Consider the following 17,665-nt stretch of genomic DNA (forward strand, 5'->3'; position numbering starts at 1 on the left):
GGCGAAGCGGCGTGTATTCAGCCGCACAGGCAGAGTGGCTTATGACCCAAAAAGCTGGGTGCTGGAGTCTGGACAAAGAAAAGCGGAAGCGCCCGCGTAGTTTTACTGGGTGTAAGATGATTGGAAGGGGTTAATACAATGACGATGCTGGAAATAGCGGGCTTCGAGAAGCGGTTTACCATTCACCATCTAAACAAAACCATGCCAGCCATAAAAGACATCAGTTTTTCTTTAGAGGCAGGTGAATTTATTGGTGTCGTCGGAAAAAGCGGCAGCGGAAAATCGACGATCCTGAAAAGCATCTATCGTACCTATCTGCCCGATCATGGGAAGATTCTTTACGATTCTGCGGCGTTCGGAGTCGTGGATCTGTCACATATAACAGAACGCCAAATGCTGCATTTGCGGAAATACGAAATCGGTTATGTGTCCCAATTTTTAAATGTGATGCCGCGGACGACCTGCCGCCAATTGGTGACCAACGCTTTATTGGAGATGGGTTCGACGGAAATTGTGGCTGCCAAAGAAGCAGAAAAAGCACTGGCCCATTTTGAAATCGATCCGCAATTGTGGGACAGTTACCCGAATACATTTTCAGGCGGCGAAAAACTGCGTCTGAATATTGCGATGGCGACTGTTAAAAAACCGAGGCTGTTGCTTCTTGATGAACCGACGGCGAGTCTGGATCATCAGTCCAAACTGAAAGTCCGTGAAATTATTGAAAAACTGAAGGCAGAAGGCACAACGCTTGTCGGAATTTTTCATGACATCGAGTTTATGGAAGGGCTTTGCGATAAAGTGTACGACATGCAGACGAGAACGTTGACCGTTGCCGAAACAGTGGGTGTTGGCGCTGAAAGCTGACCTACATGTCCATAGCCGATATTCAGATGGAGCGGACTCGGTGGAGAGTGTCATCAAAAAAGCGAAAAAAGCGGGATTAAAGGCCATCAGCTTTGTCGATCATGACACTGTAGCGGGGTGGCAGGAACAGCAAGAAATTGCTGAAACCTATGGCATCCAGGCGATACCGGGAATTGAAATTTCAGCTTATGATTTCAAGCGACAGCGGAAAGTGCACATCCTTGGCTATGATTTCAATACGGAAGCACCTGCGATTACCCGCTTGTGCAAAGACCTGCTGGAACTTCGCCACCGCCATTCACTTTGGCAGATGGCCCAAATTAAAAAAACAGGATTCCACCTTGATGCCAAATTGGTGATCGAGTCGGCTAAACCGTCAGCCACTGTCTATAAGCAGCACATTATGGCCCAATTGACGGATGCGCCTTATACGTCTGAAGAATATCAATTCCTTTATAGAAGTTTATTCAAAGGGAATGGTGTCGCAGCAGGCGATATTGAGTACGTGGCTGCTGAAGATGCGGTACGGGCCATTGTCGCTGACGGCGGCCTGGCTGTTGTGGCGCATCCTGGACAACTTGATTCCTATGAGCTGGTACCGGAATTGATTGGAGCGGGATTGGGCGGGATTGAACGCAACCATTTCGACCATTCGGCAAAAGATTATCTGAAAGTGGAAAAGCTGGCCCATCAATATGGGCTGGTGATGACCGGCGGCAGCGACTATCACGGAGCTTTCGGCATCACGATAGAGCCGGGAGATATCGTCAGTCCGGAGGATGTAAACAGCGTTAAGAGACTGTGAAGTTCCTGTAAATTTCAGTATTTCGCCTCGGAATTGTGTTGTAATGGTACTGACAAAGCAGGGTCTCCTGCTCATTCCAGTTAGACAAAAAGGAGAATCGACCATGACAAAGAAAAGTTCAGCATTGGCAGTGTTAATGGGGGCAACTTTATTATTGGGTGCTTGTTCGGATGGAAGCGCGGAAGCGGGAAAAACAGAAGTCGATGATGTGATTAAAGTGGTTTGGTACCCAAATGAATCAGGATCGGACATGACATCTTCCCGTGATGAGATTGGAGCAGCCATCGAAAAAGCCACCGGCAAAGAAGTCGAGCACCAATTGACGACGGATTACGCCATTGCGATTGAAACTTTGGTCAATAACAATGCAGATATGGCATTTATGGGAGCGCAGGGCTATATTGAGGCAAAAAACGGCAACGATGCGATTGAGCCATTGGTGGTACCGACAGGCGAATCGGGAACACTCGATGACGCCATTTACCACAGCTGGTTGGCCGTCAATGTCGACGATCAGGAAAAATTCAAAAAAGACGGCGAATTCTCACTTGATACATTGGAACAGAAAAAAATGTCGTTTGTCTCCAATAGCTCCACATCCGGGTTTGTCGTTCCTTCTTCGACCATTATCAGCCACTTTGCTGAACAATCCGGCTATGAGGATCTGGTCGCAGAAGACTTAATGGAAGGCGGTCCATTATTCTCTCAAGTATTATTCGGAAACTCGCATCAAGGTGCGGCTGTCAATCTGCTGAATGACAGCGCAGAAGTAGCAGCATTCTGTGATACCTGCGTTGATAACTATGTGGAAGTCACCGAAGGCGAAGCCAATAAAGTAGGTTCAGTCTATAAAGTCAAAGACGATGCAGCTGAACCGTTTAATTCTGTGGCAGGCAGCGAGTTTGCATTGATGGCTGTTACGCCTGTCCTGAATGCACCCTTTGTAGCCAATATGGAAGTGCTTGGCCAGGAAGATTATGATGCTTTGGTAGAATTATTCACTTCGGATGAAATTGCGAATAACAAAGAAATTTTTGTTCCTGAAGATTCGGGTGAGCCAGGACTGTTCTTCAAATCGGGAGATGAGCGTTTTGCTCCAGTCGAAGATGCTTGGTTCGAGCCTATTCGTGAACTATCGAAATAATCCCCGCAGATGATGGCGCGTTCCTTTCCAAAGGGAATGTGCCGTCTGGCGAAAAGGAGATGGCGAATGTGTCTTTACTGCAAATCAAAGATCTCGGAAAGTCTTATAATTCGAATTCGAAAGTGTTGGATGGATTGAATTTCGAAGTGAAATCGGGTGAATTTCTGTCAATCATCGGACCTTCCGGCGCCGGGAAATCAACGCTTCTCCGCTGCATCAATCGGATGGTGGAAATTGATGAAGGTCACATTATCTTCAATGGCCAGGATGTTGGTGGATTAAATAAAAAAGAATTACGGAAGTTGCGTACAAACATCGGAATGATTTTTCAGCATTACAATCTGGTGCCTCGTTTGTCAGTAATTGAAAACGTCCTGCATGGCCGCTTCGGCTACAAAACTACATTTCAAGGGATCATGGGGCGCTATACGGAACAGGGAAAAGAGCATGCCTTTTTCCTTTTGAAAAAGCTGGGCATCGAAGAACATGCCTATAAACGCTGCGATCAGCTGAGCGGCGGGCAGCAGCAACGTGTCGGCATTGCACGTTCGTTGATTCAGGAGCCGAAAATCGTTTTATGTGATGAGCCGATTGCGTCGCTTGACCCCAACGCTTCAAAAGTGATTATGGACCACCTGAAATCCATCACCCAAGAGCTTGGCATCACCTGCATCGTTAACTTGCACCAAGTGGACATTGCCAAAGACTACTCGGATCGAATTATCGGTTTGAACAAAGGCGGCATCGTTTTCGACGGACCGAGTTACCGGCTGCATCGGAACCAGACCGACCAGATTTACGGCACAGAGGCGCAAGCAACCCCGGAAATCAGAGAATTGATCATGGTTTAAGGAGCAATTACAGTGAATGAGAAAAAAATGAAAGCCAGCCGGAAATGGCAGACCCTCTTTTTTGTGCTGTTGATTATCGGAATGACGCTTAGTTCTTCTGCCATCACCGGATTCAACATTTTCCACGGCCTTGCCACCTTGCCAAAAGCCGGCACGTGGATGTTCTCGAATTTATTGATCAACCAAGAGTCATTGGAACGCCTGCCGACGATTTTGGAAAAATTGCTTGAAACGATCCTCATGTCAATTGCAGCAACCACAACGGGGACAGCCGTTGCTTTTCTCTTAAGCCTGATGGGGTCGAAAACCACGGGAACCAGTAAAGTTTTCGGTGTATTGGCCAGATTTGTCGCCTCGGCGTCAAGAAATATCCCTGTTGTGGCTTGGGCATTGATTCTCTTGTTGTCATTCGGCCAGAATTCGATGACGGGTTACCTGGCTTTATTCGTGGGATCTGTCGGATTTTTAACAAGAGCGTTTATCGAATCGATAGACGAAGCAAGCCAAAGCTCTGTTGAAGCGCTGCGTGCAACAGGGGCTACATACTTCCAGATCATCTTCAAGGCTGTAGTTCCGCAATGCCTGCCGCAGATGATCAGCTGGATTTTGTTTATGATCGAAACCAATATCCGGAGTGCCACGTTAGTCGGAATCTTAACGGGCACCGGCATCGGTTATGCCTTTGATCTGTATTACAAAACCATGAATTACAATGCTGTTGCTCTCGTTACCTTCAGCATCATACTGGCGGTTATTGTCATCGAGCTGATGTCGAACCATATCAGGAAGGTGATCATTTAATGGAAGCAAGCAGCTACATAAAACGCGAAGCCAATGGCCGTATAGCTATCAAAATGGGTAACCGGCAGGAACGTGTCATGACATGGACAGTCACCATGCTCGTCGCTTTGACAGTTCTGGCTTTCCTGTTCTTTGATTATACCGGGCTTGATTTGGCTAAAGCGATTCCCGAAACTTTCTATAACCTGAAGACGATGTTCTTGGAACCCGCCCTTTCCCATTTCACCTGGGGACAGGCCTTTTACCAGGTAGGGGTTACATTGGGCTTGGCATTTTTATCGACAATCCTTGGAGCGGGAATCGCTTTTTTCCTGGCACTGATGGCAGCATCAAATTTATCGAAAGCCTGGATTTCGAAGACAGTGCGAATCGTCGTGGCTTTCATCCGAGCAGTTCCTACTGTTCTTTGGGTGCTGATTTTCGCCATTGCAGCGGGGTTAGGCAGTGAAGCGGCGGTGCTGGGCATGCTGTTCCATTCCATCGCTTACCTGGTTAAAGCATTTTCAGAGGCATTTGAAGAAGTGGATCAGGGCATCATTGAAGCGTTGCGTGCAACAGGAGCAAATTGGTGGCATATTGTTGTGCACGCCGTTTTGCCATCGACCTTCACCTATCTGTTGTCCTGGACTTTTCTCCGGTTCGAAATCAATTTTTCAGTTGCAGTGGCAATGGGTGCGGCAGCAGGGGCAGGAGGTATTGGATTTGAATTATTCATGGCTTCCGGTTTCTATTTCGATTTACGCGAAGTGGGAATGATTACTTATATGATATTGATTTTCGCCATTGTTCTGGAATTCCTTTCGACCAAAATGAAGGACCGCTATTTCCCGGCGACAATGAAGTAAAGACAGAGGTTCTGCTGATGCACCCTAATAGATGTTGTAATATTCAGACCACTGGGGTTTAATAAGAGTGAACATTTTATTCAACACAAGGGGGCAAAACAGATGGAATTGACAGGGAAAACGGCAATTGTTACAGGTGGAGCATCCGGCATTGGGTTGGCGACAGCGAAAGCGTTTCTTGAAAAAGGGGCAAAAGTCGTCATCGCGGATTTCAATGAGGAAGGCGGCAAGCAAGCTGAGCAGCAACTGAAGCAAGGAGATGCTGAAGTGGTCTTCGTCAAAGTGGATGTGGCCAGCGAGGAATCGGTTGAACAATTGGTCGCTGCAACAGTCGAACGTTACGGAAGAGTTGACATCATGGTCAACAATGCCGGTGTAGGCGTCTTGGGTGTGACGCATGAGCTGACGTACGAGGATTACCATAAAGTAATTTCCATCAACCAGGATGGGGTCTTTTTCGGTGCCAAGCACGCCATCAAGAACATGCTGGAAAATGGGGATGGCGGCGTCATCATCAACACATCTTCGATTCTTGGAACTGTTGGAGAAGGCGGTGCTTTTGCCTATAACGCAACGAAAGGCGCGGTCAACCTAATGACCAAATCATTGGCTTTGCAATATGCTGAACATAACATCCGCGTCAATGCCGTGGCGCCGGGCTATGTGGAGTCAGGCATGGTCAGCAAAGAAGCATTGGGTGATTTTTACGATGCGTTGGTTGCTAAACATCCTGTCGGCAGACTGGGTCAGCCGGATGAAATTGCCCATGCAATCGTCTTCCTGGTGGAAAATGAATTTGTTACAGGCAGTACATTAATGGTCGATGGCGGATACACCGCTCAATAAAATGGACGATAGGAGAGCTGCAGACTGCAGCTCTTTTTTTATAGACGTTTTACTTTTTCTGAAGAGGGAAATTTTAAGCAAGGATGTCTTTAAATGAAATTCATCATCATGATAGAAAAAAAGAATAATCAGGAGGGGCGGCATGAAAAAACTTGGCATGATTGGTGGTACGGGACCCGAGTCGACGGTTGATTATTACCAATCCATTATCAGTAGATTCCAGGAAGACACAGGCAGCAAGGAAAGCCTGCCGGAATTATTGATTTACAGTATCAACATGTACAAAATATTTGATCTGCTCCAAAACAATCAGGAAGAAGAACTGGCGGAATATTTGGCTGCCGCGGTGTTGAGCCTGGAAAGGGCTGGAGCGGACTTCGCGGTCATTTCAGCCAATACACCGCATATCGTTTTCGATAAGGTCCAGCAAAAAGTGAACATTCCGATGATCAGCATTGTGGAAGAAAGCTACCGGACAGCCCATCAGCTGGAAATTCATAAGATTGGCTTGCTGGGAACCAAATTCACCATGGAAAATGATTTTTTCAAAGAACCATTCATGGCGAACGGAAAAGAGATTTTTGTGCCGAATGAAGAAGACCAACAGTTTATCCATGAAAAAATTGTTAAGGAACTGGAACAGGGAATCGTCAATGAGGAAACGAAGAAGGAATTTCTGGTTATTGCTGAGCGGATGATCGAACAACATGACATTGAAGGGCTGATTCTTGGCTGTACTGAGCTTCCAATGATCTTTAAACCGCAGGATCTGGATATTCCACAATTGAATACAGTAGAGATTCACGTTGCTAAAATCGTCGACATGATTACAGCAGATTGAAGAGCCTAAAAAGAAAAGGGACTTTCCTCCGGGAAAGTCCCTTTTCCCGTTTTTCCAATGAGACAATAAAAAAAACCGGAAATTCTGTAACCCCTTTCTTTATGATAACACCAGCTATTTTTCCCGAAACCCTTGGCACAGCACGCAAATTTTGCCATTGCCCATACAAAATAGAATGTATATAGTGGACCATATGAACCGAATACGGAAGATTTAGACAAATTCGTTTTTTCGGTGGTCTACAGACTAATTAAACGGCAGAGAGGGTGTACGGATGAGCAAAGTTATGGAAACAGCCAACAGTTTACCGCTTTGGATTATTGCAGGATTGGTGGTCAGCATTGTTATTTTTCAAGCCATCACGTTTATCAGGTTGGCTTCACGGACAGCTTCAACTGTCGGGATGAACAAGCTCGAAGTTAAGACAGCCCTCAGAACAGGGGCCATCAGTTCCCTTGGACCTTCTTTCGCTATTTTGATCGTCGCTATTTCCTTGCTGACACTGATCGGCAATCCGGTCACCTTGATGCGCATCGGCATCATCGGTTCAGCGCCGGTTGAAACAATCGGGGCGACAGTGGGAGCACAGGCAGCAGGATCTGACCTCGGATCAGCAGAGTTCACCCATCAAGCCTTCACCAACGCAGTATGGGTCATGTGCCTGGGTGGAGTCGGCTGGCTTTTGGTAACCGCGCTGTTCACTAAATCGCTCAGCAAAGCTCAAGCGAAAATTGCCGACAATGGCCAGAAAAGCGTGACGCTGTTAAAGGTGATTTCAACAGCTGCTTTACTGGGCGCTTTCAGTTACCTGGGAACGACACAAGTAATCAAAGGGATGAACGAAGCGATGGTGTTTCTTGCTGCATTTGCAGTCATGCCGCTCATCCTTTGGTGCGCTGCCAGATTCAAGCTGAACTGGCTCAGGGAATGGTCGCTCGGCTTGATTATCCTTGTGGGAATTTCAGTCGGTTATTTCATATCCTAAAAAGAAAAGAGGAGACGGCGTATGACCTTGAATAAGGAAGTGCAAAATGAAACACTGGAACAGGGACTTGAAGGGCTTAGAGAGACAGCAGGAGTCAAGACCATCAGTTTCGAGAAATTCCATGACCGTTCCCATTTTTGGGGAAGGCTGACCATTTGGGCAGTTATCGTCCTTTCCCTGGCATTGCCGTTATACTTATCCTATGGCCTGGGTTTTCATCCGGGCTGGTCGGCGATATTGTCAGGTTTTCTGGCCTATGCCGCAGTCGTAGGGGTTTTATGGTTTGTTGAACCGATCAGCTATTACCCGATTTTAGGGATTTCCGGCACCTACTTAGCCTTTCTGACAGGGAATATCGGCAATATGTGTTTGCCGGCAGCTTCTATCGCCCAATCAGCCGTAGGCGTAGAACCAGGTACGAAAAAAGGTGAACTGACCGCTACACTTGCCATGGCAGCTGCATCAATCGTCAACATCGTCATGCTGCTGTTCATCGTACTGGGCGGCTCATATGTCGTCACTTTATTGCCGCAGTCGGTTGTGGATTCGCTGGTATTCGTCTTGCCGGCGATTTTCGGAGGGCTTATTGCGCAACTGGCTATGCAAAAGCCATTGTGGGGAGTGATCGGCATCGCTTTGGCGTTGGCCGTCAATCTGGGACCGGTACCGACTTCATTGAAAGCCTTCTGCTGTATTTTCGGCCTGGTGATTATCTGCCTGCTGCTGGAAAAACTGAAACAGACCAAAGAAATCGCTTGAATACATCAACAAGGAGGAAGATAAAATGGTACAGCAAGCCCATTCATCCCAGCTCAAGGAGCAGTTATTGAAGAAGCTGGAAAGCCGGAAGGAGGAAATGATCCAAATCCGCCGCCATCTTCACCAGCATCCTGAGCTGTCATTTAAAGAGGAAAAAACCGCGCAGTTTATTGCGGATTTCTATAAAGGAAAAGACGTTGAAGTCCAGACACATGTTGGAAACGGCTATGGCATCATCGTCACTATCAAAGGCGGCAAGCCTGGCAAAACCATTGGCTTGCGTGCGGATTTTGATGCACTGCCGATTCAGGAAGAAGTGGATGTTCCATTCAAATCACAGAATGAAGGCGTCATGCACGCCTGCGGCCATGATGGCCATACCGCCTATATGCTGGTACTGGCGGATTGCCTGATTCAATTGAAAGAAGAATTAGCCGGCACCATCAAAATCATCCACCAGCATGCGGAAGAAACGCCGCCGGGCGGAGCGAAAAGCATCGTGGAATCCGGAGTGCTTGATGATCTGGATGCCGTCTTTGGCACCCATTTGTTCCCGACTCATCCCGCAGGCACCATCGGCTACCGAAGCGGCTATGCCATGGCGGGAAGAACGTATTTTAAACTGAAGATCCAGGGACGCGGCGGCCATGGATCGTCTCCGCAAAACGCCAATGACCCGATTGTCGCCGGTGCCCATTTTATCACTGCCGTGCAGACCGTCGTCAGCCGCCGCCTGAACCCGTTTGAAATGGGCGTCGTGACCATCGGTTCTTTTGACGGCAAAGGGTCCTTTAACATCATCAAGGACAGCATCGAAATCGAAGGTGACGTCCGATACATGAACGACAAGACGCAGCAGCTGATCGACCGGGAAATCCATCGCATCGTCAGCGGCATTGAACTGCAGTTTGATGTGGCGTGCGATTTGGTCTACACTGCCGATTATCCGCCGCTTCGCAATGATGAAGCCGTAACGGAAGAAGTCGTCGCCATACTGAAAAAAGCGACAGATCCTGATATCAAGGAAGTCGTCGAATATCCGGTGTTTTCGGGTTCGGAAGACTTCGCTTATTACTTGGAGAAAACGCCGGGCCTATTCTTCAATATCGGCTGCAAACCGAAAGGCCGGGAAGAAGTCTTTTTTAACCATCACCCGAAATTCGATATCGACGAAGACGCTTTGCTGGTTGCCGCTAAAGCAGTCGCTTACGTGGTTTGTGATTACGGAAGATCCAATTGAAGTGAAGCATAGCCGTTCCCATCAAGGGAGCGGTTGTTTTTTGTGATGATTTTCACTGTATCTGGATGCAATCCCTTGGATGGAAAATGGCCGCTGGATAAAGTATGATAAAAAGAAACTCAATCAGTGGGGATTTCCATTCCCCCACTGATTGTTGGTTGATCCAATCGGACTTATAGGGTCAGCAGATCTCCCGTAAAATCGGAAGTCTTACTGACCGTTAAAGCGGGATAAAAACACAATCAAAACCCCTATCTTCAAAGGAGGTGGTATCAGATGACAATCGCGGTTCAATTGTCAGCGTCAGGAAACACTCATGCAAAGCCTGGTATTTGGAATGGCGATACTTTGCATGGGGAGATAAGCAAATTTTAATCGCTCCCGCAATCCCCAGCCGTTCTTTATGCCGGGCTTTCTTCCTTATACATCCGGTAAATAAAACATAAGGAGTGGGCTCAAATGATCCATACAAAAGAAACGAACGACAACACTGGCAGCACGGCGGAAAATCCAAAAGCGTTTATCCGGAACGACCAATACAATTTCATCAAAGACCAGGCAAAAATCCTGGTGGCAGGGCAAGCCAGCGTCAATGATGCAGAGGTGCTCAACGTCCTGCGGCACTTGGCGCATGAGAAGGTCTATAAATTATTCCCGTCATTGACCGAGGAACAGAAGAAAATCCTCAATCCATTGGTGCAAGTGAAGGAGCTTGGCGAGGCAGAAGCATTTCTGGAAAAACTCCAGCCCTACATCATTCCTTTTAAAACAGTCAGCGCTCCAGGACTGAAGAAGTTGTTCCCAAAAGCGAAAAAGTTCAAGGGGCCGAAGCTTGAAACGATCAATTTCAACAGAACTTCTTACCTGGCTTGGACGGAAAGTTCCAATCTGATGTATTTGGTCGCTGAAGAAGACGACCAGTTGATCGGCATTCAAGGCAGTTTTACACGCAGCGGCAAGCAGGGCATCTGCACCATCTGCAACCGCCACAGCGAAGTCGGCATGTTCATCGCCAAGACGAAAAGTTCGGGGCAGGATCAATTTATCAAGCGGGGCAATTACATTTGCCAGGATACTGCAGCCTGCAACGACCATGTGAAAAAGTTGGACAAGCTGCATGAGTTCATTGGCCGCTTAAAAAAATAATAACAAACGAAAAGCTTTCCGGCCTGCCCGGAAAGCTTTTTTATTTCCAGAAATACTGAGAAACCTAATAAGATCAATCGTTTCACTGCTTAAGTCATCATTTAATTCCATTTTTTATAAGTTTAAATCATTATTTCGACAATAATAAAAAACGCGTTAAATAATTTGAATTTTCTATTATTTATGTTGATTTATCAGATATCTGCTCTTATAATAGGTGGTAATAGCAAATGTCACGGAACTGAACATATGTAAAGGGGCGATGAATATGTGGGGATGGTTCATTGTTTTGTTTGCTGCAGTCTGGCTGCTCCAAATTTGGATGGCTAAAGCGCAGCTGAAAAACTACCACGGCACGATCAGAGAGCTGAGCAGAAGGCCATCGGGCTATCTGGGGGTAGGGATTCAAAAGCAGAAGCTGGGAATAGGTGCAGTCGCAATTGTCGTGATCGATGACACCGGAACGGTTGTTGAAAGCCGGTTGATGAGGGGGGTGACGGTCTTCAGCCGATTTGAACCTTTTCCGGAATACATCGGCCTGCCGCTGGATGCGCTGAAGGCAAGTCTGGGAGAGGAGCCTGAGGATCGAGCTTTTCGGATGGCCATTGATAAAATTGAATTCCAAATGACCGAAAACACAAATCTAGCAGTATAGGGAGGAAGAACAAATGGACTTTTTAGTGAGGCTGGCAGAAGGATTTATCGGCATGTTCCAAGAAGGCGGCAATACCTTTGTAGGCCTGGTAACGGGCATTATTCCATTGCTTATCGTGCTGATTACGGCCGTCAACGCATTTATCCGATTGGTGGGGGAAGAGCGGATCAACAGGCTGGCGCGCAAAAGTACGAAGTACATGCTATTGCGCTATACACTGTTTCCTGTCCTGGCGGTTTTCTTCCTGACCAACCCGATGGCCTATACGTTCGGGAAATTCTTGCCGGAAAAACAGAAACCGGCATTTTATGATTCGGCCGTTTCGTTTGTGCATCCGATCACGGGCTTGTTCCCGCATGCCAATCCGGCAGAGTTATTCGTGTACCTGGGCATTTCCGCAGGCATCACACAATTGGGCTTTTCGTTGGGGCCATTAGCGATCCGCTTCTTTCTCGTTGGGGTCATCGTCATCCTGATACGGGGCATCGTTACGGAAATCATCACGGTCCGCATGATGAAAGCAAGAGGCATGGAAGTCTGATCATCCGAGCGGTTTAAAAAAGGGAGGCAAAGAAAATGAGCAGCATTCAAACGCCGTTGAATTTTAAGCCAGTAACAATAACTAAAGGAAGAGGCGGTTGGGGCGGTCCGCTGACCATTCGGCCAAATGAGCAGCAGCGCTACATTGTGTCGGTGACAGGGGGCGGCATCCATCCGATTGCTGAGGAAATTGCCAAGCTGACAGGTGCCGAAGCCGTGGATGGTTTTAAAGGTTCATATGATAAAGAAACTATGGCCTGTGTTGTCATCGATTGCGGCGGTACAGCCCGTTGCGGAGTTTATCCAAAGATGAATATTTTGACGGTCAATGTCAATGCCACTTCGCCGTCCGGTCCGCTGATGAAGTTCATCAATGAAGAAAATTTCGTTTCCGGAGTGAAGCTGGAAAATATCAGTGCCGTGGCTCCATATGAAGACCAGGATGCTGTAGAGGATGCGGTCGAAAAAGTGGAAAGTCCGGCGGCCAGCCCGAAAACAGCACAGGAAATCAAAGAAGAGGCGAAACAAAAAGCCGCCGGCTATCAGCAGAAGCCCCCAAAAATGAACATCATTGAAAAAATCGGCCGTGGAGCTGGTAAAGTGGTCGGGATTTTCTATCAGGCCGGGCGTGAAACCATCGATCAGGTGCTGAAGAACATTTTGCCGTTCATGGCTTTCGTCAGTATGCTGATCGGGATCATCGTCTACACGGGCATCGGTGACTTGATCGCCAACTTCGTCTCCCCATTAGCCGGAAATATTGGCGGCTTGCTGATCCTTTCGGTGATTTGTGCCTTGCCGATCCTATCGCCTTTATTGGGTCCGGGAGCGGTTATTGCACAAGTAGTCGGTGTGCTGGTCGGCGTTGAAATCGGCCGCGGGAATATTCCGCCGGCATTGGCGCTGCCTGCATTGTTTGCAATCAACCCGCAAGTGGGGGCGGATTTCGTACCAGTGGGGCTAACGCTTGGAGAAGCAGAACCGGAAACCATTGAAGTCGGCGTGCCGGCGGTCTTATTGTCACGTGTCATAACAGGGCCATTGGCGGTTGTCATTGCCTACTTGTTCAGTTTCGGTCTGTACAGCTAAAAATAAGGGGGCAGTCAGGTGGAGGATATGATGACAAAAAAATACGAAGCGAAAATAACGGAAATCGGTGAAGAAGTGGATGTTTTTATTGAAGAAAACATGTTGGTCATTTTTAATGACACCGTTCCGGATTCCTTGCGGTCAATCGGCGTGATCCATGAACGGGCAGATCTGCTCGACAAGGTGATGGCAGGTGATGTGCTGGAAATCAATGGGCAGCGCTATGAAATTTTATTCGTCGGAAGCAAAGTCAATGACACGTTGGATGAAATCGGCCATTGCACGATCGCTTTCAATGGCGAAACGGAAGCCAGCCTGCCCGGAACGATGTGCGTGGAAAAGAAGGCGTTGCCGAACTTGAAAGTCGGTTCGGCCATCCGGATCATCAAGCCTGAATAAGAGGGGGTTAATTCATGCTGGGAATAAACAGGAAACTCGAAGAACTGGAGCGCAGCGGCATTATGATCAAGGTAGGGCTGGTGGGAGCTGGCCAAATGGGGCGTGGAATGATTTCCCAAATAGAGGGGATGGCGGGCATGCGTGTCGTCATCACCGCAGATATTCAACTCACTAATGTCACATCCGCTTACGTGAAGTCGGGTGTGCCGGGTGAGCAAGTGGTGGAAACCAATAATCCGCAGCAGGCGGAAGCGGCCGTCAAGGAAGGCAAGGTCGTGGCGACTACGGACGCACAGCTGGTGACATCATTGCGGGAAGTGGATGTAGTGGTGGACGCCACCGGAATACCGGATATCGGAGCGAAGATTGCCTGGGATGCCATCTTGAACCGCAAACACATTGTCATGCTGAACGTGGAAGCTGACGTTACGGTAGGGGTTATCCTCAAAAAAATGGCGGATGCCAGCGGTGTGGTTTATACAGGATCTGCCGGTGACGAACCGGGAGCGATTATGGAACTGTACGACTTTGCCGATGCGCTGGGGTTCGAAGTCATCGCGCTCGGGAAAGGCAAGAACAATCCGCTGAATCTGGCTGCCAATCCCGAAACTGCCGCGGAAGAAGCGGCCAGAAAAGGAGCCAGCCCAAAAATGCTCGCTTCTTTTCAGGATGGCACCAAAACCATGGTGGAAATGACAGCAGTGGCCAATGCGACCGGTTTCCTGCCTGACAAACCGGGCATGCATGGCTTTGTCAGCGATGTAAAAGGCCTTCCGGAAATCTTCAAATTGAAAGCGGAAGGCGGACAAGTCGGCAACAAGCGGATCGTTGAATACATCAACGGCATCGCCCCTGGTGTATTCGCCATCATCGCTTCTGAAAAAGAAGAGGTCAACCATGAATTGAAGTATCTGAGTATGGGGGAAGGGCCAAATTATGTACTGTACCGTCCGTATCACTTAACCAGCTTGGAAACGCCGATTTCCATCGCGCGTGCCTATATTTATAACGAAGCGACCATCGCTCCGTGGCACGGACTTCAAGCTGAGACGGTAACCGTAGCCAAAACCGATCTTGCGGCCGGTGATTTCCTGGACAGCATCGGTGGATTCACCGTCTACGGCCACATCCTTACTGCCCGGGAAGCGCGTCAGCAAAAAGCATTGCCGCTCGGGCTGGTCGATAAGCATGTCCGCTTGAAGCGTGACATCAAAAAAGGTGAAGTGATCACCTATGATGATGTCGAGCAAACGGTGGATTCAACAATTTGGCGCCTGCGCCGCATGCAGGACGACACATTTAAAGCGGAAACGGAAAAACAGGTTCCGCTGCAAGCATAGACGGACAAAAGCGCCACGAGCAAACAACCCAATCATAGTGAATGGGAAGGTGTCCAGCATGGAAATCAAAACCATGGAAGCGGCTTTATTCTGCAACCATTGCAGGGAAGAAGTGAACCATGAAATCACCTATATCAACGATGACATCAAAAGCATCCGCTGCGAGCAATGCAATAAAACCAAACAGCTCAAAGTGGACGTCAACCGGAAATTCTACAAAGAAATCTACGATCGGATTTCGTCCAAACCGACACGCATCACAAGTGAGTACCGGGAGGATCTGGGGCATCTGCTTTTGTCGCTGCCGGTGCGGACGATCAGCAAACCTTACCGCCTGCTGAAAGACGTCAATGCTTCCCGGAAAATCCTCAAACAATACAAACCGAAAAAGAAACCGAGTTGAATACCGGAACTGTCCAAGGGCCAGACTTCTCCATAGCCAGTTGAGAGGGCTGGTTCTTTCAGCTAACGGGAGCAGAAAGCGGATCTCATCCGTTCAGCCATGCAAAAGGAGGAAGACAGATGACGCAGAAACTGAAATTGCCGCCTCAAGTGAAGACAGAGGAACTGACGGGTTTGTACAAGCAGATGTGGTTGATCCGTTTTTTTGAAGAAAAAGTGGACGAATTTTTTGCCAAAGGGATGATTCATGGAACCACTCATTTGAGTGTTGGACAGGAAGCCTCAGCAGTCGGTTCCATAGCGGTTCTCGAAGATCAGGACAAAATCACCAGCACGCACCGGGGACACGGCCATTGCATTGCCAAAGGAGCGACGGTCAATGGCATGATGGCCGAACTGTTCGGACGGACCACCGGCTACTGCAAAGGAAAAGGCGGATCGATGCATATCGCGGATGTCGACAAAGGCAATTTGGGGGCCAACGGAATTGTCGGCGGCGGCTTTGCGATTGCAGCTGGAGCGGCGCTGACTTCACAGATGAAGAAAGCAGGTTATGTCGTGTTGTGCTTCTTTGGAGACGGAGCATCGAATGAAGGCAGCTTCCATGAAGCAATCAATCTGGCGTCCATCTGGAAATTGCCGGTCGTCTTTATTTGTGAAAACAATCAATACGGCATGTCGGGGCCGGTACGGGAGATGATCAACATCGAAGACATCGCCGCACGGGCGGCAAGCTACGGCATCCCGGGGAAAGTGGTCGATGGCAACGATGTATTCGATGTCATGAACGGAGTCGGTGAAGCAGTGGAACGTGCGCGCAACGGGGAAGGCCCTTCCATTATCGAAGCCAAGACTTACCGTTCCAAGGGACATTCGAAGAGCGACGCCAAAAAGTACCGGACGCGTGAGGAAGAAAAGGAATGGCTGTTGCGGGATCCGATCAAGCTGATGGCGGAAGTGCTGATTGAAGAAGGGATTTTCACGCAGCAGGAAGCGGATGGAATCAAAGCGGAAGCGAAAAAAGAAATTGAGGAATCCGTTGAATTTGCGAAAAACAGTCCGGAACCCGAGTTGGATGCATTATTGGAAGACATTTACGCATAAGGCGGAGCAAAGGAGAATCGAGGCATGAGAGAGCTGACATATTTAGAAGCGGTAAGAGAAGCCATGAGCCAGGAAATGCGTGACAACGAAGATGTCTTTGTGCTCGGGGAAGATATTGGTGTTTACGGGGGGGCCTTCGGTGTGACGCGCGGAATGATTGAAGAGTTCGGTCCGGAGCGGATCCGCAACACCCCCATTTCAGAAGCGGCCATCTCAGGTACTGCAGTCGGAGCGGCTTTGACGGGGATGCGGCCGATTCTGGAATTGCAGTTTTCTGATTTCATCACCATCGCCATGGACAATATGGTCAACCAGGCAGCGAAGATCCGGTATATGTATGGCGGAAAAGGAAAAGTGCCTATGGTGCTCCGCACGCCTGCCGGTTCCGGAACGGGTGCCGCAGCTCAGCATTCACAAAGCCTGGAAGCGTGGATGGCGCATATTCCTGGGCTTAAAGTGGTCCAGCCTTCTACGGCCTATGATGCCAAGGGATTGCTGAAGGCGGCGATTGATGACGACAACCCGGTCATCTTCTATGAACATAAATTATGCTACCGGACGAAATCAGAAGTTCCCGAAGAAGCCTATTCGATTCCTTTAGGGCAGGCCGACATCAAAAGGGAAGGGACGGATGTAACGATCGTCGCTACAGCCATCATGGTCCATCGGGCGCTCGAAGCAGCGGAAGAGCTTGAAAAAGAAGGGATTTCTGCCGAAGTGGTCGACCCAAGAACATTGGTGCCGCTTGATATCGACACCATCGTCGAGTCCGTCAAAAAGACCGGGCGCCTGGTCGTGGTCCATGAAGCGGTGAAGCGCGGCGGTTTTGGAGGAGAAATCGCCAGCTTGATTGCGGAAAGTGAAGCCTTCGACTATTTGGATGCGCCCATCAAACGGCTTGGCGGCAAAGCGGTTCCGATCCCTTATAATCCAGAGCTGGAAAAAGCGGCGGTTCCGGGAATGGACGATATCGTTGCAGCAGCCAAAGAAACGCTAAACCGCCTGTAGG

General features: G+C 48.6%; 20 protein-coding genes. All 20 read left to right on the forward strand.

Annotated features, from left to right (window positions below):
- Nucleotides 1-138 precede the first annotated feature (138 nt).
- The 20 genes from phnL (at nucleotide 139) to QMA01_RS08560 (ending at nucleotide 17,664) form a co-directional block, all read left to right on the forward strand.
- A complete protein-coding gene (gene phnL / locus QMA01_RS08465; RefSeq protein ID WP_290214747.1) occupies nucleotides 139-864 on the forward strand; it encodes a phosphonate C-P lyase system protein PhnL in 726 nt (241 codons plus the stop codon).
- On the forward strand, nucleotides 854-1,669 hold the full coding sequence (locus tag QMA01_RS08470; protein WP_290214985.1) for a PHP domain-containing protein: 816 nt from the start codon (nucleotides 854-856) through the stop codon (nucleotides 1,667-1,669). The genes phnL and QMA01_RS08470 overlap by 11 nt, the downstream gene beginning before the upstream one ends.
- A 103-nt stretch (nucleotides 1,670-1,772) precedes the next feature.
- Entirely contained in the window at nucleotides 1,773-2,813 is a 1,041-nt protein-coding gene (locus QMA01_RS08475; RefSeq protein WP_290183674.1) for a PhnD/SsuA/transferrin family substrate-binding protein, read from the forward strand.
- A gap of 68 nt (nucleotides 2,814-2,881) precedes the next feature.
- The gene (gene phnC / locus QMA01_RS08480) at nucleotides 2,882-3,664 is read left to right on the forward strand and encodes a phosphonate ABC transporter ATP-binding protein (protein WP_290214748.1); all 783 of its coding nucleotides are present in this window, start codon (nucleotides 2,882-2,884) and stop codon (nucleotides 3,662-3,664) included.
- A gap of 12 nt (nucleotides 3,665-3,676) precedes the next feature.
- Nucleotides 3,677-4,465 carry a phosphonate ABC transporter, permease protein PhnE gene (gene phnE / locus QMA01_RS08485; RefSeq protein ID WP_290183676.1) on the forward strand — a complete coding sequence of 263 codons (789 nt, stop codon included), beginning with the start codon at nucleotides 3,677-3,679 and terminating at the stop codon, nucleotides 4,463-4,465.
- Nucleotides 4,465-5,310 carry a phosphonate ABC transporter, permease protein PhnE gene (gene phnE / locus QMA01_RS08490; RefSeq protein WP_290183677.1) on the forward strand — a complete coding sequence of 282 codons (846 nt, stop codon included), beginning with the start codon at nucleotides 4,465-4,467 and terminating at the stop codon, nucleotides 5,308-5,310. The genes phnE (QMA01_RS08485) and phnE (QMA01_RS08490) overlap by 1 nt, the downstream gene beginning before the upstream one ends.
- Before the next feature lie 102 nt (nucleotides 5,311-5,412).
- Nucleotides 5,413-6,156, forward strand: a complete 744-nt coding sequence (locus tag QMA01_RS08495; protein ID WP_191714686.1) for an SDR family NAD(P)-dependent oxidoreductase — start codon at nucleotides 5,413-5,415, stop codon at nucleotides 6,154-6,156.
- 142 nt (nucleotides 6,157-6,298) lie between these two features.
- A complete protein-coding gene (locus QMA01_RS08500; protein ID WP_290183679.1) occupies nucleotides 6,299-6,997 on the forward strand; it encodes an aspartate/glutamate racemase family protein in 699 nt (232 codons plus the stop codon).
- A gap of 274 nt (nucleotides 6,998-7,271) precedes the next feature.
- A complete protein-coding gene (locus tag QMA01_RS08505) occupies nucleotides 7,272-7,982 on the forward strand; it encodes a DUF5058 family protein (RefSeq protein WP_191714688.1) in 711 nt (236 codons plus the stop codon).
- Nucleotides 7,983-8,003: 21 nt separating this feature from the next.
- Nucleotides 8,004-8,741, forward strand: a complete 738-nt coding sequence (locus QMA01_RS08510; protein ID WP_290183680.1) for a small-conductance mechanosensitive channel — start codon at nucleotides 8,004-8,006, stop codon at nucleotides 8,739-8,741.
- Between the two features lie 25 nt (nucleotides 8,742-8,766).
- On the forward strand, nucleotides 8,767-9,981 hold the full coding sequence (locus QMA01_RS08515; protein ID WP_290214749.1) for an amidohydrolase: 1,215 nt from the start codon (nucleotides 8,767-8,769) through the stop codon (nucleotides 9,979-9,981).
- A gap of 459 nt (nucleotides 9,982-10,440) precedes the next feature.
- The gene (locus QMA01_RS08520; RefSeq protein WP_290183682.1) at nucleotides 10,441-11,127 is read left to right on the forward strand and encodes a FusB/FusC family EF-G-binding protein; all 687 of its coding nucleotides are present in this window, start codon (nucleotides 10,441-10,443) and stop codon (nucleotides 11,125-11,127) included.
- Nucleotides 11,128-11,395: 268 nt separating this feature from the next.
- The gene (locus tag QMA01_RS08525) at nucleotides 11,396-11,782 is read left to right on the forward strand and encodes a transcriptional regulator GutM (RefSeq protein ID WP_290214750.1); all 387 of its coding nucleotides are present in this window, start codon (nucleotides 11,396-11,398) and stop codon (nucleotides 11,780-11,782) included.
- 13 nt (nucleotides 11,783-11,795) lie between these two features.
- Nucleotides 11,796-12,323, forward strand: a complete 528-nt coding sequence (srlA, locus tag QMA01_RS08530) for a PTS glucitol/sorbitol transporter subunit IIC (protein WP_203340266.1) — start codon at nucleotides 11,796-11,798, stop codon at nucleotides 12,321-12,323.
- A gap of 35 nt (nucleotides 12,324-12,358) precedes the next feature.
- Complete coding sequence (gene srlE / locus QMA01_RS08535) at nucleotides 12,359-13,411, forward strand: PTS glucitol/sorbitol transporter subunit IIB (protein ID WP_290214751.1); 1,053 nt, start codon at nucleotides 12,359-12,361, stop codon at nucleotides 13,409-13,411.
- 27 nt (nucleotides 13,412-13,438) lie between these two features.
- Complete coding sequence (locus QMA01_RS08540) at nucleotides 13,439-13,810, forward strand: PTS glucitol/sorbitol transporter subunit IIA (protein WP_290184021.1); 372 nt, start codon at nucleotides 13,439-13,441, stop codon at nucleotides 13,808-13,810.
- Nucleotides 13,811-13,824: 14 nt separating this feature from the next.
- Nucleotides 13,825-15,150 (forward strand): NAD(P)H-dependent oxidoreductase, encoded by a 1,326-nt coding sequence (locus tag QMA01_RS08545; protein ID WP_290214752.1) that lies wholly within the window; start codon nucleotides 13,825-13,827, stop codon nucleotides 15,148-15,150.
- A 58-nt stretch (nucleotides 15,151-15,208) separates the two neighbouring features.
- Nucleotides 15,209-15,553 carry a bh protein gene (locus tag QMA01_RS08550; protein ID WP_290183686.1) on the forward strand — a complete coding sequence of 115 codons (345 nt, stop codon included), beginning with the start codon at nucleotides 15,209-15,211 and terminating at the stop codon, nucleotides 15,551-15,553.
- A gap of 119 nt (nucleotides 15,554-15,672) precedes the next feature.
- Nucleotides 15,673-16,656 (forward strand): thiamine pyrophosphate-dependent dehydrogenase E1 component subunit alpha, encoded by a 984-nt coding sequence (locus QMA01_RS08555; protein ID WP_203340261.1) that lies wholly within the window; start codon nucleotides 15,673-15,675, stop codon nucleotides 16,654-16,656.
- A 24-nt stretch (nucleotides 16,657-16,680) separates the two neighbouring features.
- The gene (locus QMA01_RS08560; protein WP_290183687.1) at nucleotides 16,681-17,664 is read left to right on the forward strand and encodes an alpha-ketoacid dehydrogenase subunit beta; all 984 of its coding nucleotides are present in this window, start codon (nucleotides 16,681-16,683) and stop codon (nucleotides 17,662-17,664) included.
- Nucleotide 17,665 lies beyond the last annotated feature (1 nt).

It is taken from the genome of Planococcus notacanthi (assembly GCF_030407825.1).
In the GTDB taxonomy this organism is placed as follows: domain Bacteria; phylum Bacillota; class Bacilli; order Bacillales_A; family Planococcaceae; genus Planococcus; species Planococcus notacanthi.